The organism is Sutterella seckii (assembly GCF_009183815.1).
Classification (GTDB): domain Bacteria; phylum Pseudomonadota; class Gammaproteobacteria; order Burkholderiales; family Burkholderiaceae_F; genus Sutterella; species Sutterella seckii.
The window spans coordinates 1-15,035 of the sequence record NZ_WEHX01000056.1 but is presented as its reverse complement, the minus strand read 5'-3'; the positions used below and the strand labels follow the sequence as shown (position 1 = coordinate 15,035).

The 15,035-nt window shown below is 60.3% G+C and carries 12 protein-coding genes; 2 read left to right on the top strand and 10 right to left on the bottom strand.

Translation table 11 applies throughout. From position 1 onward, the window contains the following. Positions 1–441: 441 nt before the first annotated feature. From purF to accD, 5 genes are all read right to left on the bottom strand, one after another. Positions 442–1,953 (bottom strand): amidophosphoribosyltransferase, encoded by a 1,512-nt coding sequence (gene purF / locus GBM95_RS08155; RefSeq protein ID WP_152158638.1) that lies wholly within the window; start codon positions 1,951–1,953, stop codon positions 442–444. 144 nt (positions 1,954–2,097) lie between these two features. Further along, positions 2,098–2,598, bottom strand: coding sequence for a CvpA family protein (locus GBM95_RS08150; RefSeq protein WP_152158637.1), 501 nt, complete (start codon positions 2,596–2,598; stop codon positions 2,098–2,100). Between the two features lie 124 nt (positions 2,599–2,722). Continuing rightward, positions 2,723–4,090: an SPOR domain-containing protein gene (locus GBM95_RS08145; RefSeq protein ID WP_152158636.1), complete on the bottom strand. Its 1,368-nt coding sequence runs from the start codon at positions 4,088–4,090 to the stop codon at positions 2,723–2,725. 139 nt (positions 4,091–4,229) lie between these two features. Beyond that, positions 4,230–5,540 (bottom strand): bifunctional tetrahydrofolate synthase/dihydrofolate synthase, encoded by a 1,311-nt coding sequence (folC, locus tag GBM95_RS08140; protein ID WP_152158635.1) that lies wholly within the window; start codon positions 5,538–5,540, stop codon positions 4,230–4,232. Between the two features lie 130 nt (positions 5,541–5,670). Continuing rightward, entirely contained in the window at positions 5,671–6,549 is an 879-nt protein-coding gene (gene accD, locus GBM95_RS08135) for an acetyl-CoA carboxylase, carboxyltransferase subunit beta (RefSeq protein WP_152158634.1), read from the bottom strand. Between the two features lie 453 nt (positions 6,550–7,002). On the opposite strand from accD, the gene GBM95_RS08130 reads away from it, so the two are divergent. Next, positions 7,003–8,823, top strand: a complete 1,821-nt coding sequence (locus GBM95_RS08130) for an aryl-sulfate sulfotransferase (RefSeq protein ID WP_152158633.1) — start codon at positions 7,003–7,005, stop codon at positions 8,821–8,823. Between the two features lie 112 nt (positions 8,824–8,935). On the opposite strand, the gene truA is transcribed toward GBM95_RS08130, so the two are convergent. From truA to GBM95_RS08110, 5 genes are all read right to left on the bottom strand, one after another. Next, positions 8,936–9,730, bottom strand: a complete 795-nt coding sequence (gene truA, locus GBM95_RS08125) for a tRNA pseudouridine(38-40) synthase TruA (protein ID WP_152158632.1) — start codon at positions 9,728–9,730, stop codon at positions 8,936–8,938. Continuing rightward, entirely contained in the window at positions 9,727–11,610 is a 1,884-nt protein-coding gene (locus GBM95_RS08120; protein WP_226963235.1) for a FimV/HubP family polar landmark protein, read from the bottom strand. Before GBM95_RS08120 ends, truA begins: the two co-directional genes overlap by 4 nt. After that, positions 11,586–12,242 carry a FimV/HubP-related protein gene (locus tag GBM95_RS12710; RefSeq protein ID WP_226963234.1) on the bottom strand — a complete coding sequence of 219 codons (657 nt, stop codon included), beginning with the start codon at positions 12,240–12,242 and terminating at the stop codon, positions 11,586–11,588. Before GBM95_RS12710 ends, GBM95_RS08120 begins: the two co-directional genes overlap by 25 nt. A 128-nt stretch (positions 12,243–12,370) precedes the next feature. After that, positions 12,371–13,585, bottom strand: a complete 1,215-nt coding sequence (locus tag GBM95_RS08115) for an ATP-binding protein (RefSeq protein WP_152158631.1) — start codon at positions 13,583–13,585, stop codon at positions 12,371–12,373. Positions 13,586–13,798: 213 nt separating this feature from the next. Next, a complete protein-coding gene (locus tag GBM95_RS08110; protein WP_152158630.1) occupies positions 13,799–14,218 on the bottom strand; it encodes an STN domain-containing protein in 420 nt (139 codons plus the stop codon). A gap of 216 nt (positions 14,219–14,434) precedes the next feature. Here GBM95_RS08110 and GBM95_RS08105 point away from each other — a divergent pair, with 216 nt between their 5' ends. Then, the gene (locus GBM95_RS08105) at positions 14,435–14,950 is read left to right on the top strand and encodes a hypothetical protein (protein WP_152158629.1); all 516 of its coding nucleotides are present in this window, start codon (positions 14,435–14,437) and stop codon (positions 14,948–14,950) included. Positions 14,951–15,035: the final 85 nt, after the last annotated feature.

Genomic DNA, 15,035 nt, shown 5'->3' with positions numbered 1-15,035 from the left:
TGGTGAAAACACGACCGTCGGAGGCATTCACATATGCAAAGTCAGGGATCGGGATTTCCTGTTGATTTCTAAAAACTCTACCCATAAATCACCGGAAATAAATGTTGTCGAAGATAACGAAATTGTACAATATTCATAGACAGTTTTTCAAGAGAAAAATAAAGGCAACTAACCTTTAGATTTCAGTTAGTTGCCTTAAATCAAAACTAAGCCGGGATATGAATTTCTTTCAGACTCTGTTAACGGATTCCTGGGAATTCACGAATTTGAGAGTTTGGTTGTCCAATTTGTTTTCAGCCCTCCTGAGGGAATGATCGGGCTGACTTGACGGAAAATTGATTTGTGCAAAATCCCGGCTAAAGAATTCGGGCGGCCTTTCCTATCGAGAAAGTCCGCCCGAACGCTTATGGTTATAAAGCTTGCGCCTGACCGGCAGCCGGCTTATTCCACGGTGCCCGCCTGCGCGTCGTCCTCGTCATTTTCCTTCGGCGCGGCCTTGCCGGCTTTGCCGAGCTTCTCGAGGTAGGCCTCCGTCACGTCGCCCGTCACGTAGACGCCGTCGAAGCACGAGCAGTCAAAGGCGGGGATGGCGGGATTGAGGTCATGAAGCGCATTCTTCAGACCGTCAATCGACTGGAAGATCACCTTGTCGGCGCCGAGCTCCTTCGCCACGGCTTCGGCGTCCTTGCCGTCGCCGCAGATGAGTTCGGACTTGGTCGGCATGTCGATGCCGTAGACGTTCGGGAACATCACGCGCGGAGCGGAAGAAGCGACGAAGACCTTCTTCGCGCCCGATTCGCGGGCCATGCGGACGATTTCCTTCATGGTCGTGCCGCGCACGATGGAGTCGTCGACGAGAAGGAGATTCTTGCCTTCAAATTCCACGGGCATGGCGTTGAGCTTCTGGCGAACCGACTTCTTGCGAACGGCCTGGCCCGGCATGATGAAGGTGCGGCCCACGTAGCGGTTCTTGATGAAGCCCTCGCGGTAGGGAAGACGCAATTGCTTCGCGAGCTCCTGCGCGCAGGGGCGGGAGCTGTCCGGAATCGGCATGACGACGTCGACGTCCATGAGGTTCAGTTCCTCGGCGACGGTCTTCGCGAGGTAGACGCCGAGATTGAGGCGGGCGCCGTAGACGCTGATGCCGTCGATCACGGAATCCGGGCGGGCGAAGTAGACGTATTCGAAGGCGCAGGGATTGGCCACAGCGTGCTCAGCGCACTGACGAGTCTCAACATTGCCCTTGAAGTCGAACCAGATCGCTTCGCCCGGCGCGACGTCGCGCTCGAGCTTGAAGCCGAGGCCGACCATCGTGACGGATTCCGAGCTCACCATCCATTCCTTCTCGCCCGTCGCGGTGACGTTGGAGCCGAAGCAGAGCGGACGAATGCCGTGCGGGTCGCGGAAGGCGAGCAGACCCTTGCCGGCAATGAGCGCCACGACGGCGTAGGAGCCGCGCACGCGGCGGTGAACGGCCGCAACCGCTTCAAAGATTCCGTCCGCATCGAGCTTTCTGTCGGCCGTCACGCGCGAGATTTCGTTCGCGAGCACATTGAGGAGGACTTCCGAGTCGCTCGTCGTATTGATGTGGCGGCGGTCGGTCTCGTAAAGCTCCTGTTTGAGCTCCTCAGCATTCGTGAGGTTGCCGTTGTGGGCGAACATGATGCCGAAGGGAGCGTTCACGTAGAAGGGCTGCGACTCCTGGTTCGAGCTCGCGCACCCCTGGGTGGGGTAGCGCACGTGGCCCACACCCACATTGCCCGTCAGATCGCGCATGTTGCGCGTGCGGAAAATGTCGCGCACAAGCCCCATGGCCTTATGCATGTGGAACTGCAGGCCGTCGAGCGTGGCAATACCGGCTGCGTCCTGGCCGCGGTGCTGCAGCAGAAGGAGCGCATCATAGAGGCGCTGATTTACCGGTTCATTGGAGAGAAGAGCGACTACGCCGCACATGGCTGTTCAAACCTCGCTGAGGGGAAAAAACGAAAAAGGAAAACTTCAAAAATTCAGAATGCGCAAAGCCGCCCTGACTCTAGTCCGGAGCGGCTTTGTACGAGAAACCTGCATGGTGCTTCGGCTCACTGCCCTTCGGGGCCGTCACGCGCGCGACGTGGCGCGCATGTCGGAGAGCCACTTCGGGAGGTAGGGGAGCGACCAGTCAATAAGCGTTTCGGCCGGTCCGATCAGTACGGACTGCTGCCACATGCGGCTCCCGTGAATGCTCGCAGGCATGCCGAAAAGGAAGACGCAGGCGCAGACCACCACAATGCCGCGCACGAGCCCGAATACGGCTCCGAGCGCGCGGTCTTCAAAGGTGATGGCGGCGACCTCAAGCATCTTGCGGATCAGCATGCCGACGAGGCCGCAGATGAAGAGAACCGCGACGATGATGAGCACCGCTGCGATCATCACGCGCGGAATCCATCCGATGCTTTCGAGGGGAATGTGTTCGGCAAGATCGGCCGAAAAATTCATCGCGAGGAGAATGCCGATCACCCAGCCCGCGATGGCGAGCACTTCGCGCATGACGCCGCGCATGATGCCGACAATGGTCGAGAGTGCGAGGAGCGCGATGATGATCCAGTCAATTTCGGTCATATGTCTGAAAACGTTGGCGCGAGAAGGCTTGAAGGTCCCTCGCTCTACGCGAATCCGATGCGGGGAAGTCCATTCATGAGGGACTCCCCCTAGAAGCTCGTCATTGTACTGAAAAACGGCTCGGCTACTGCCTGGAAACGTAGGGCTTCTGCGCTACCCCGTTGAGAACGATCGTACCGATAGCGCTCTCGGCTTCGTTCCGCGTGCCGTAGAGGCCCGCCCGGACCTTCCAGAGGTTCCCGCCTTCCTTTGTCTTGTAAGCAGGGAGTCCGAGAAGCGCCATTTTGCGGACAGTCCGTTCGGCCGCTTCTTCATTCCCGGTGGCAAGGACCTGTACGTACCAGCCCTTCCCTGAGGGGGGCGTGATGCCCGCGGACTTGGGCTGCGTCTTCCTCGCGGCTTCCGGCGCGGGCTTCTTAGCGGGTTCAGCCTTCTTTTCCGGGGCCGCGTCGGCCTTCTTCGGGGCGCTCGCTTCCGGGGTTTTCTTTGCGGACGGAGGAGCAGCCTTCGTCTGCGCCTCGCGGGCGAGGTTCGCCTGCGCGGTCGAGCCGCGGCTTCCCATCGTTGTGTCGGAGACGTTCACTTCCGCCTTTTCGGGCTTCTTCTGCGCGTCGGCCGTATTGATCGCCGTACTCGTTTCGGTTTCCTTCGGAATCTCCATGCGGACATTCTTCATGCCGGAATCGTCGATCGGCGGGTCGCTGTCGAGAATGAAGGGTGCGGCCACCACCACCGCCATCAGAATGGCGGCAGCGCCCACGAGCCGGTGCTTCGTGCGGCGGCGGGCGAGGATTTCGGCATCGGTCGGAACCCGGGGCTTCTGCGGGGCTTCCCTCCGCTGCTGAGCGGCCTGCGCGCGCGGAACCGGCCGCATGACGGGTTCGTCTGACTGAGGAGCCTGAGCGGACGACGGAGAAGCAGAGGCTTCAGCCTCCGCCGCACGCACCTGAGCCGCGAGGTCGCTTTCAGGTATCGGCGCCTCAACGGTCTCGCGCGGAGACGGAGCGGCCACCGGAGCCGCAGATGCAGAAGAAATAGTAGAAACAGGCTGAACGGGCTGTACGGAAGGCACAGGCTCAGGCTGCGGCGTTTGAAAAACAGGCTCGACAGGCTTTTCCTGAGCAGCAGTCGGTTCGGAACCCATGACCGGTTCGTTCTTCACCGTCTCGATGCCGTAGGGATCCCAGGGAGCGGGCTTTTTCGCTTCTGCCGCCGGCATCTTCGGGGATTCCGGCGGAACGGGCTGAGGAACGGGCTGAACCCTGGGCCCTTCGGATTCGGGCTCTGCGAACGTGAAGGCCGGCGGATTGGCATCAGAGGGGGCAAAAGCGGGCGGCACGGAGGCTTCGCCCGAAGCGCCGCCAAAGCTCGGTTCCCGACGTTCCGGCGGATTGCCGCCGGCATTTTCTCCGGACGCGGATTCCTGATTAAGTTCCGAGAGCTTCACGCCCTGCGGGCGGTTGTTTTTCCGGAAGGGATTAAAGAATGACATGGAGACAAGCCTTATCGGGAAGTGCCGAGCAAATGCATCAGAAAATTCTATCAGGCGCAAAGTTGCGGTCTTTCTGAGAAGCCGCCGGGCGGAACAATTCGAAACGGAATTCCTGAGCGCTTTTTCCGAACTGCCGCCCTCACCGGCGGATTCCTTCCCGGGCAAGGCACTCAAGCGCCTCGCCCACCGTTACAAAGGACCCGAAGATGATGATGCGCACGTCCTTCCCGGCTTCCTTCAGTTCCCTCGCCCGGACTCTCGCCTTTTCGAGCGCCTGGGAAACGTTTTCTGAGGGCGTCATCGCAGAGGGCGCGACGCCCGCCGCCTCGAGGAAAGGCGCTAGAAGCGCCGCTTCGCCCCCGCGCGGTCCGGGGAGTCCCGCGTAGAACCATTCGTCGATTTCGGGAGCGAGCGTTGCCGCGACCTTCGCGCGGTCCTTGTCGGTGAGCATCCCGAAGACGGCAAGCGTCACTTCGTCGGGGCGCTTATAACGCCTGAGATTGTCGGCGAGCACTTCCGCCGCCTGAGGGTTGTGCCCCACATCGAGAATCGTCTCGCAGGGGTCTTCCGAAACCCGCTCGAAGCGGGCCGTGATGCGCGCCCGGGCAATGCCGCGGGCAAAGGCTTCCCGGTCGACGGGAAGCCGATCCTTCAGCGCCAGAACGGCGGCAATGGCGCCCGCCGCATTGCGGTACTGGTTTTCGCCCGCAAGTCCCGGCCGCGGCAGTTCGAGCGCTTCATCGTTCATGGAAAAGCGGAAGGACCCGTCGCCATATTCGGTCACCCGGAAGTCGCGGTTGATGAGCGAGAGCTTCGCGCCGATTTCATGCGCGTACTCAATCAGGCTCTGCGGCGGCTCCGGGTCCGAGCAGATCGCGGGCTTCCCGCTTCTGAAAATGTGCGCCTTCTCGAGCCCGATCTTTTCCCGGGTGTCGCCAAGGAACGCCGTATGGTCGATGCCGACGGCGGCGACCACGGAGACGTCCGGATCAACGGCATTGATGGCGTCGAGCCTCCCGCCCAGGCCGATTTCCAGAATCACGACGTCGGGCTTTGCATCCTGGAAGCACTTCAGAATGCCGAGCCCCGTGAATTCAAAATAAGTAAGCGGCATCCCGGCGCGTGCCTTTTCGACTTCGCGGAAGGCGCGGATGAGCGACTCGTCGTTGACTTCGCGGCCGTCGAGGAGCGCACGTTCGTTGAAGCGCAGCAGATGGGGCGACGTATGAAGCGCCGTCCGGAAGCCCGCTTCCCGAAAAATGGTCTCAATAAAGGTGCAGGTCGAACCCTTGCCGTTCGTGCCCGCGACTGTAATGACGGGTGAAGCAAAGCCGATGCCGAGCCGCCGGATCATTTCCTTCATGCGGTCGAGCCCGAGATCGATCGGCTTCGCATGAAGCTTTTCAATGTAATTGAGCCAGTCGTCAAGCGTGGAGATCGTCTCAGGCATTTTTCGCTGCGCCTTATGGGAAAAAAATACGAAAGCCCGCCTTCCTCTAGCGGAGAGCGGGCTTCATGAAGGAGTGCCGTTTCAAGAGGGAAGTCGACAGCATAACTATTGCAGCGCCTCCCAGCGGCGATCAGATGCCGTTCACGGGCTGCTTCTTCATGAGGAGCTGCGTCAGAACGGAAATGCGGGCGCGCAGTTCCCGGCGGTCGACGATCTGGTCGATCTGACCCGTGCGAAGGAGGAATTCCGAACGCTGGAAGCCCTCGGGGAGCTTCTCGCGCACCGTCTGCTCGATGACGCGCGGACCAGCAAAGCCGATAAGCGCCTTGGGCTCGGCAATCACGACGTCGCCGATGAAGGCGAAGGAGGCGGAGACGCCGCCCATCGTCGGGTCGGTGAGCACCGGGATGAAGGGAAGTCCGGCATCGGCGAGCTTTCTCGCCGCCGCGGTCGTCTTCGTCATCTGGTAGAGGGAAACAAGACCCTCCTGCATGCGCGCGCCGCCCGAGGCCGTAAAAACCACGAAGGGGCAGCGGCGGCGGATGGCTTCCTCGACGCCGAGCGCAAAGCGTTCGCCCACGACGCTTCCCATGGAGCCCCCCATGAAGCGGAATTCAAAGGCCGCAGCCACCATCGGCTCGCGGCGTAGCGTTCCCGACATCACGACGAGCGCGTCGGTTTCGCCCGTAGCCGCCTCAGCGGCTTCATGGCGCTTCGGATAGGGCTTGCTGTCGACGAATCCGAGGGGATCCCTGGCACGGACTTCCGAACCGATCTCAATCGCGGAACCCGGATCAAGGAAGGAGAGAAGACGCACACGCGCGCCCATGCGGAAGTGGTAACCGCACTTGGGGCAGACGCGCAGGCTCCTGTCGAGCTCTTCGGTATAAAGCGGCTGCTCGCATCCCGGGCACTTCGTCCATACGCCTTCGGGCACGACGCTCGTCTTTTTGGCGGTGGGCGCCTCTTCGCGCTTGATCTTGGGAAGAATGTGGTTAAGCCAGCTCATGAGAAGCCTTGAGAAAAGTAATCCGAATTGAAAATTATACGAGGCGCGCTCTGCTCTTCCCCATGCCCTATTCGCATTCTTGGGCTACAGCTTTCAGCCGATGCCGCGCAAAAGAGAATTGCCCGGATCCATTTTCTGTCGGAAGGATGACCGGCCGCGCGAGAACGCGAAAGGAACGACGTGAATCTTTTTTGCCGGCTATCGTTCGAAAGTGCTGTGTGTTTACGAAATATCGTTCGGTTTTTAATGACAAAAAGGACGATTTCACGGATTCGGAAAGAAGGCCGGGACTTCATTCTTGAAAATGGAACGGCTCCATCAGGAAATTTCGCTCAGCAAGGTATAAACATGCGTTGTGGAGAATAGGCAAATCTGCCTAGACTGCGGCATCTCCATGAGACCTACGCGCTTTCCGGCGCACGTCTCCTGGTTCTTTTCGCAGGAAATATTTCCATGAAGCTCAAGCACTCCATCCTTTGCGCAAGCATGGCGCTCGCCATCCCGGCGGCCGCATTCGCCATGGGCGGCGCCTCGGGTCCCCACACGAACTACATCATGCAGGGCCACCTCGGCGAAGTCATGATGAACCCCTATGAGATCGCGCCGCTTACGGCCGTTATCCGCGACAACGGCTACGATCTCTCGGACGTCACCGTGCGCATCGTTCCCAAGACGAACGGTCAGGAAATCAAGTACACGGTCTCGCGCGCTCAGCTTCTCACCCACGGCGGCATCCCCGTCTTCGGCCTCTATCCGGATTATCTGAACCACGTCGAGGTCTCCTATACCCGGACGCTGCGCGGCAAGTCCGAATCCTTCAAGGACACCTATCAGCTCTATGCGCCGCCCGTCTACACGGAAGTGGCCGGCATCCCGACGGAGCGCCATGCGCTCTTCGGCGTCAAGGTGAAGAAGGTTGATCCGGAATTCAAGGACCGCCTCTACTTCGTCAACAACCTCGCGGAAAAGTCCGGCATCGGCACGCGAGCCGTCTGGAACAACCCCATGGGCGGTGCGCTGCAGTGGAACTTCTTCCCGCAGAACGCGGTGGTGGATACGGCGGGCGACATCCGCTGGTACATGTTCGCGAACCCCATCTTTGATCTCCAGTCGCTCTACAAGTCCGGCGTCATGATGGGCTTCAAGCAGAATGACGACGGCATGCTCACCTGGGGGTTCGGGCAGACCTACGTCAAGTACGACATCCTCGGCCGCGAGGTCTTCAACCGCCGTCTGCCCCTTCGCTTCAACGACTATTCGCACTCGATGGACGACGCGCAGAACGGCCACTATTTCCTCCGCGTTGCGAGCTCGAACTACCTGCGCGATGACGGCAAGCACGTCCGCACGGTCCGCGACATGATCGCCGAAGTCGACAAGAACGGCGTCGTCGTTGAGGAATGGCGCCTCGCCGACATTCTCGACCCGTATCGCGACAACGTCCTCAAGGTTCTCGACCAGGGCGCGGTCTGCCTCAACATCGATGCCTCGCAGGCGGGCAAGACCCTTACCGCGGAAGAGCTTGCCAAGGCTGACTCCTCCGACAATTTCGGCGACGTCGTCGGCACCGGTGCGGGCCGCAACTGGGCGCACGTGAACTCCGTCGACTACGACCCCGAGGACGACTCCATCATCATCTCCTCGCGCCACCAGTCCGCGATCATCAAGATCGGCCGCGACAAGAAGGTGAAGTGGATCCTGGGTTCGCCTGAAGGCTGGAAGGACAAGTTCAAGCCGATGCTCCTCACGCCCGTCGATGCGAGCGGCAAGCCCATCAAGTGCGAAGGGAGCAAGTGCGAAGGCGGCTTCGACTGGACCTGGACCCAGCACACGGCCTTCAAGATCGATGAGAAGAGCAAGGGCGACATCATCTACGTCTCCGCCTTCGACAACGGCGACGCCCGCGGCATGGAACAGCCGGCTCTGCCCGACATGAAGTACTCGCGCTCCGTGATCTACAAGATCGACCAGAAGAAGATGACGGTCGAACAGGTCTGGCAGTGGGGCGAGGAACGCGGCCACAGCCTCTTCAGCGCGGTGACGTCCCTCACGGAATACCAGGCCGACAAGGATTCCGTCATGATGTACTTCGCCACGGCCGGCGCTCAGTACGACCTCAAGACCGGAGCCTTCAACACGGCGCCCAATCCCACCATCTTTGAATTCAAGTGGATGGCGAAGGAACCCTCTGTTGAAATTCAGCTCCTTGACTGCACGGGCTACCAGGCCTGGCCGTTCTCGATCGACAAGGCGATGAACGCGACCGCGCAGTAATCGGGTCTTATAAACCAATCCTTTCTAAAAGGATCAACGCCGCTCATTTCCACGGGATGAGCGGCGTTTTCATTGGCGCGTTTGGATGACGTCGAGGCTTATGGGCGAAGCCTTAGAACTGCCCGAAGAACGGGCTTCTGCCCTGCTGCGGCAGCTCCGGATTCTCCGGATAGCCCACGCCCGTAAGGTAGAGCCCGCAGGGGCTGAAGGTAGGCGCGGAAACCTCGCGCGATCGGGCGGCAAGAACCTCCGCGATCCAGCCCGGCGCCTCGCGGCCGGTGCCCACGTAAATGAGCGCGCCCACGATGTTTCTCACCATGTGCTGCAGAAAGGCGTTGGCGGAAATGCGGATGCCGATGAGCGATCCCTGTCGGATGATGGAGAGTTCCGTCACTTCGCGCACCGGCGTCTTCGCCTGGCATTCAGCCGCGCGAAAGCTCGTGAAGTCGTGAACGCCAAGGAGCGCCTTCGCCCCCTCGCGCATTTTTTCCTCATCAAGCGGCCGGAACACCCAGCCCGTCGTCGTTTCAAGCAGGGGCGATCTCACCGGGTCATTGCTGATCCAGTATTCGTACGTGCGCGAGCGAGCGGAAAAGCGCGCATGGAAGTCCTCCGGCACGCATCTCGCCCACCGCACGGCGACGGTTTTCGGGAGAAACGCATTGACGCCCCGCACCCAGCCTTCGGGCGCCCGCTTCGCTTCGCTCGCAAAGCTCACCACCTGATGCGTCGCATGCACGCCCGCATCGGTGCGTCCCGCGCAGATGACGCTGACGGGATGGTCGGCAAAGCTGGAGAGCGCCTCTTCGAGCGCCGCCTGCACGCTCGGCCGGTCAGGCTGCACCTGCCAGCCGTTGAAGGTCGTGCCGCAGTATTCAATGCCGAGCGCATAAGTGCGCGCGGTCATGCCTTTGCGCTCCCGAGACGCTCGAGGAGCTGAATCGCGCGCTCGCGCTGGCGATCCGAACCGCTCTTCTTTACTTCCTCAAGAAGCTCGCGGGCTTCGTTCGTGGCGCCCAGCCCAATGAAGGAACCCGCGAGCGAAAGCTTCGCGTCGATCGCCTCCTGCTGAGCCTCCTGCTTGTCGGGCTGCACCACGGGCTGGGGCTCGCCGGGCTCGAGAATCGGTTCAGGCTCAGGCGCGGCTTCCGGGCGGGCGCTTTCCGCGGCTGCCGCATCCTCCCGCGGCTTTTCCACGGGTTCCTCCGCTTCCTCCGGCTCGGCCTCGGGAACCGGTTCCGACATCAGCGGCGGCACGTAGCCCTGAGAGGGCTCGGGAACCTCAAAAGGCTTTCTCGCAGGCTTCGCAGCTTCTGAAGCCTCATCCTTCATATCGTCAAGGCTCAGATCCACCTTCTGAATGGCGGGGGGAAGTTCTCCCTGGTAGCGCTTTCCGATTTCCTCGGCCGACTCAACTTCGGAGCTTTCAAGGGGCGGAAGTTCCGCATCGTCGGGCGCAAGCCACGGCTGATCCGCCGGAGCCGGGCGCGAGGTCACCGGATTCTGAAGCGCTTCCGCCGGAAGGGCGTCAGTGTCGCGAGAAGTGGTCTCTGCGGCCTGCGGCTTTATTTCGAGAGGCGTTTTGAGCGCCGCCTCAAAGGAGGAGAGCATGTCGTCCTCTTCCTTTACCGGCTTTTCTTCTGACCCGGACGCCGCAGCTTCGGAAGGTTCGGAACCTTCGCCCGCCTTCCTGTCGGCTTCCATCTGCGCCGCGGCATAAGCCATGGCGCCTGCGCCCATTGCGCCCGCGGTGGTGCCGTTCTTTACGGCTTCGTCAATCGTGGCGTCGACGGCCTTCAACTGCGCTTCCGAGGTCGGCGGAACGTTTCGCTGAATGGCAATCGTGCCCTCTTTCTTCGGGCCGTGGTCGTCGTGATCCTTATCGGGGTGCTCGCCCTCGCGACGGCGCCACCAGAGAAGTCCGCCCAAAATGGCGATGACTAATGCGGCGAGCGCGCCCCAGGACGTTTTGCTTGCGCCCGCGGGGCCGGATGACGGTTCTTCAGCGGCCTTGCCGGCATCGGCAGGCTTCGAAGACTCTGCGGGCTTCTCTTCCGCCTTCTGTGCTGCTTCTTCAGCCGCAGGAGCGGAGGCGGCCGCTTCTGATGCGCCGGTCTTCAGAGGTTCTTCCGTTTTCTGAGCTTCCGCCGGCTCGCCGGCAGATTGCGGTTCGGGGACTGCCTCAGTCTTCTGAGGTTCCGGCGCCGGAGTCAGCGTTTCAGCGTCCTTCTGGACGCCGTCCTTCGATTGCGCTCCCTCGCCTTCGGCGGGCTGCGTCTTTTCCGACGCGTTCGGCGCTGCAGTTGCGGAATCCCCGCGGGTCTCTTCAAGGTCGGAGGTCTCCGCCTGCCACTGGGCAAAAGCCTTCCTGCCGGCATCGGCAACCGCCTCGGGCTTTTCACCTTTGGCGCTTGCCGCGAGCTGCGCAGCGGCAACCTCCGCCGCACCCGCGCGCGAGGCCTTCTGCGCATCGATCAGATTCTGCGTGGGACCGGGAACCTCGACCGATTCCCCATGAACCTTTCTGAAGGCCTGAAGCGCATCGATCGCAAAGACTTCGTCCTGCGCGGGCGACTGGAGAAGCTCGCCCACCACAATGCGCGACGGGTCGCCCTCAACAAAGGCGCGCGGGTTTTTATCGGTAAGCGCCACGGCAACCTGCTCGAGGAGCGCTCCCGGATAGCTCGGCCAATAGAGCTTCGCAATCGACCAGAGCGTCATGTCGCGCTGAACGCGGAAGGATTCATTGGGATTGAAGCCGTTCAGGGCCACGTATTCGCGCACCACCAGAGGCGCCGCGCGGCCGATGCGGCGGCGGGCTTCTGCGTCTTCTGAACCGTTTCCTCGGGCTTCGCTTTTTCGGCTGCCGGCGGCGTGACTGCGGGCGCGCTTTCAGGCACGCTCGCGGGCGCATTCGCGGCGGGGGCCGGCTTCTCTTCCGGAACAGGAGCCGCCTTTTCAGGCGCCGCTTCCGCCGGGGCCTTCGTGCGCGCCGCCTCCTCGGCAAGCGCCACTACATTGAAGGATCCGTTCGTGCGTTCGATGCGGTATTCGCGCACCGTCACGTTCCCGCCGGCATTGAGCTCGATGAGGAGCGGGAAGCCGGCATTGAGGCTCTGCGTTCCGGTTACGCGCACGCGCACCGTGGAGGGTTCTCCGGAAAGCCTCGCCATGCGCAGATCAAGCGCTTCCTGAGGCCACTGAACGCCTTCGCGGAGATACGTCGCCGGGGGCGCCACGCGCACGAGGAGCGGCGAAATCGTGAGATCAACGTCCTTCACCTCAAGCGTTGCATCGAGGGGCTGCCCGGGAATGCTTTGGATATTCAGGTCTCCAAGGGAGACTGCGCCTGCGGCTGAAGCGGCCGCGGCAAGAACGGCGGCTGCCAGTACGGAAATCGGGTTGGACATCGAAGACATTGGAAAAACCAGAAAGGCCTCCCCCGTCGTCGCGAAGGAAGCCTGAGAACGGATTTACGGATGATACCGCAGAGGCATTGAGAGACTGAATCCCGCGCGTTGCGCTCGGGGCTCATGAGCCGCTTCGCTCAAAGATTCCAGACGGAATGCGCTACCACGTCGTCCTTCAGAAACCGGACCGAATCGCTCGAGCAGATGACGGCACCGCATCCGACCTCAAGATCCATGTTTGAGAGCTCACTGAAATGCCGGATCATGGACCTTTCGGGATGCTCGCTCATCTTGATTTCCACCGGATGCCACTTGCCTTCGGCATGAATGAGGAGATCTATTTCAGACTGCTTCTTCGCATCGCGGTAAAAATAGAGTTCAGGCTCAAGCCCGTTATGCCGCCAGCTTTTAAGAATCTCCGACACGACGAAAGTCCCAAAGAAGGCGCCGGCATTGGTATCGCGATGCATCTCCTCTGCAGTTGAAAAACCGCAGAGCCAGGCGCAGAGCCCCGTGTCGATGAAATAGATTTTGGGAGACTTGACGAGGGTCTTTGTTTTATTGGAAAAGAAGGGCGGCAGCAGGTAGATGAGGCCTGCCGTCTCCGCGAGACGAAGCCACCGCTTCACCGTCGGATCGCTTACGCCCGTCAGTTCTGAGAGCTTGTTGATCCGAAGCTCCTGACCCGTCCTCAAAGCCAGCGCCTTCATGAAGCGCCTGAAAACGGATAAGTCTTCGATGGAACCCAGATCCCGCAGATCCCGGTCGAGAAAGGTCGAAAGGAAGCTTTCGTAGAACTGGCTGCGCTCTCTGGGTGTAAGCGCTATGACTGCCGGCCAGCCTCCCTGCCAGATGAGCGACCAGGTTTCCTCCATCGATCGGGGCGAAAGGACCTCTGCCGGCTCCTCCGACGGCAGATAAGGCTTCTGCAGAAGTCCGCTCCCGAACCTTTCGTAGAGGCTCAGAGGCATCAGATGAATTTCAAACAGCCGGCCTGCAAGCGAATCGCCCACGCCTTTCATGAGCGAAAAGCGCTGGGAGCCGGAAAGCCACGCAGCGCCCATCAGGTCGGAGCGGTCGACCTCAGCCTTCAGCTGCAGGAACAACTGCGGAGCACGTTGAATCTCGTCGATGAAAAGCGGCAGCGGATGGCGGCTGAAAAAAGCCCTGGGCGCATTTTCCGCAAGTCCTCTTTCCTCCGCATCGTCCAGCGTTACATACGTGCGCGCTCCTTCAGAGAGATGGCTCAGAAGCGTGCTTTTTCCAACCTGACGCATGCCGGTTGTCAGCAATACCTTGAAGCGCTGACAAAGCGAAGGGATTTCTTTTTCTATCGTTCTCGGGAGGTACATCCGGCGCTCCTTGCGGAACAGGCGAACGCTCCGCTCTCAGAGCCTTTGCCTGCATGCATATATAAATTTTTCACATATGATATTAGAATTTTTCCAACACACATGTTTGAATTTTCCTTACATGCATGTAGGAATTTTTCCAACATCAAAAAAAACGGCCAAGCCGGGACCACTCCCAACTGACCGCTTTTTTCAGGCTTCAGGCAAAAAGGATTACTGCGCCTTTTTCCCGACCACAATCTCCGAATCCGTAGCCGAGGTCACCGCATAGGCAGAACCCTCGAGCGACTTCTGAACCGCATCGCGAATGCTCATGCGGCCTTCCACCGGCGCAATCCTGAGCGCGGAAAGATTCTGGTCGTCATAGCTAATGAAGCACCCTGTGGCGTGCGCCAGCGCCTGAGCGGCTTCGTCGAACCGCATGTCCTTGAGGCTGTATGGATGGTCCGCCGTAATGGCGAGGCACCCGCGGCCCGGCTGAGCAGGAGCCGCCTGAGTCTCAGGCTGAGCTTCAGCCGTCGTTTTCGGCGCCTCCGCCGCGCCTGCGCCCGCCTGAGGCTCTGTTTTCTGACATGCGGCAAGGCCGCCCGCGAGAAGTGCAATGCTCGCCGTGAAAATCAAAATCTTCTTCATCCTTCCTCTCCTTCCATGGATTCATCCCGGGCTTCTGCATCGCCCGGCGAAGTTCTCTGAAGGAGTCTAGGAAAAGGGCGTAAAAAAGGCTGTTGCCGGAATTTAGACCTGCAACAGCCTGAAAAAAAGGTTTCACGGAACGCACGGAGGAAGCCGGTCATTTCAATGGCCGGAGGAATCCGTGCAACCCTCCGGTTGTCGTAGTATCATAGGACTATGACGTCTCAAACCTTTATACTTGAACTGCCGATTAAAGCTGACGACAGCCAGAGTCGAACGATTGCGAAGAAGTTCGAATACGGCCGCATGCTTTATAACGCCACGCTCGGCAGCGGACTTGGGAGGCTGACGCAGATGCGCCAGGATCCTGAGTGGCGCCGTGCGTGTGAAATGAGCAAGGGGAAAGAGAGAAATGAGCTGTTCCGGCGTCTGAACCGGAAGTATCGTCTGACCGAGTACGATTTCCATGCCGATATTGCCAGACATCGGGAAGGAACGAAGCGCAAGAGCGAGCTCGGCATCAACGAGGCGCAGAAACTTGCCACGCAGGCTTTCAGTGCCGTTTCCCGCTATATGTACAAGCAGGGCGGCCGGCCCCGCTTCAAGTCCTTCAAACGAGGTCTGCACATTAGATGTCATACTAACTTTCGCCACCCCTTCAACCTTTCATGGAGTGGCAAAACATGCGATATTCGCAGGAGTTCAAAGACAACGTCGCAGCGCGCCTGCTGAGCAAGGAGCTCAGCATCTCTGAAGCCGTGGAGCAGTACTCGATCGGCAAATCAACGATCTCGTACTGGCTCAGGATTGCCAGAGA

Excerpts from the sequence above, each read along its gene's own strand:
- GBM95_RS08105 (WP_152158629.1), top strand. The coding sequence starts at position 14,435 with ATGACGTCTCAAACCTTTATACTTGAACTGCCGATTAAAGCTGACGAC.
- truA (WP_152158632.1), bottom strand. The coding sequence starts at position 9,730 with ATGACCGCGCGCACTTATGCGCTCGGCATTGAATACTGCGGCACGACC.
- GBM95_RS08145 (WP_152158636.1), bottom strand. The coding sequence starts at position 4,090 with ATGTCATTCTTTAATCCCTTCCGGAAAAACAACCGCCCGCAGGGCGTG.
- folC (WP_152158635.1), bottom strand. The coding sequence starts at position 5,540 with ATGCCTGAGACGATCTCCACGCTTGACGACTGGCTCAATTACATTGAA.
- GBM95_RS08110 (WP_152158630.1), bottom strand. The coding sequence starts at position 14,218 with ATGAAGAAGATTTTGATTTTCACGGCGAGCATTGCACTTCTCGCGGGC.
- GBM95_RS08150 (WP_152158637.1), bottom strand. The coding sequence starts at position 2,598 with ATGACCGAAATTGACTGGATCATCATCGCGCTCCTCGCACTCTCGACC.
- purF (WP_152158638.1), bottom strand. The coding sequence starts at position 1,953 with ATGTGCGGCGTAGTCGCTCTTCTCTCCAATGAACCGGTAAATCAGCGC.
- GBM95_RS08130 (WP_152158633.1), top strand. The coding sequence starts at position 7,003 with ATGAAGCTCAAGCACTCCATCCTTTGCGCAAGCATGGCGCTCGCCATC.
- GBM95_RS08115 (WP_152158631.1), bottom strand. The coding sequence starts at position 13,585 with ATGTACCTCCCGAGAACGATAGAAAAAGAAATCCCTTCGCTTTGTCAG.
- GBM95_RS12710 (WP_226963234.1), bottom strand. The coding sequence starts at position 12,242 with ATGTCTTCGATGTCCAACCCGATTTCCGTACTGGCAGCCGCCGTTCTT.
- accD (WP_152158634.1), bottom strand. The coding sequence starts at position 6,549 with ATGAGCTGGCTTAACCACATTCTTCCCAAGATCAAGCGCGAAGAGGCG.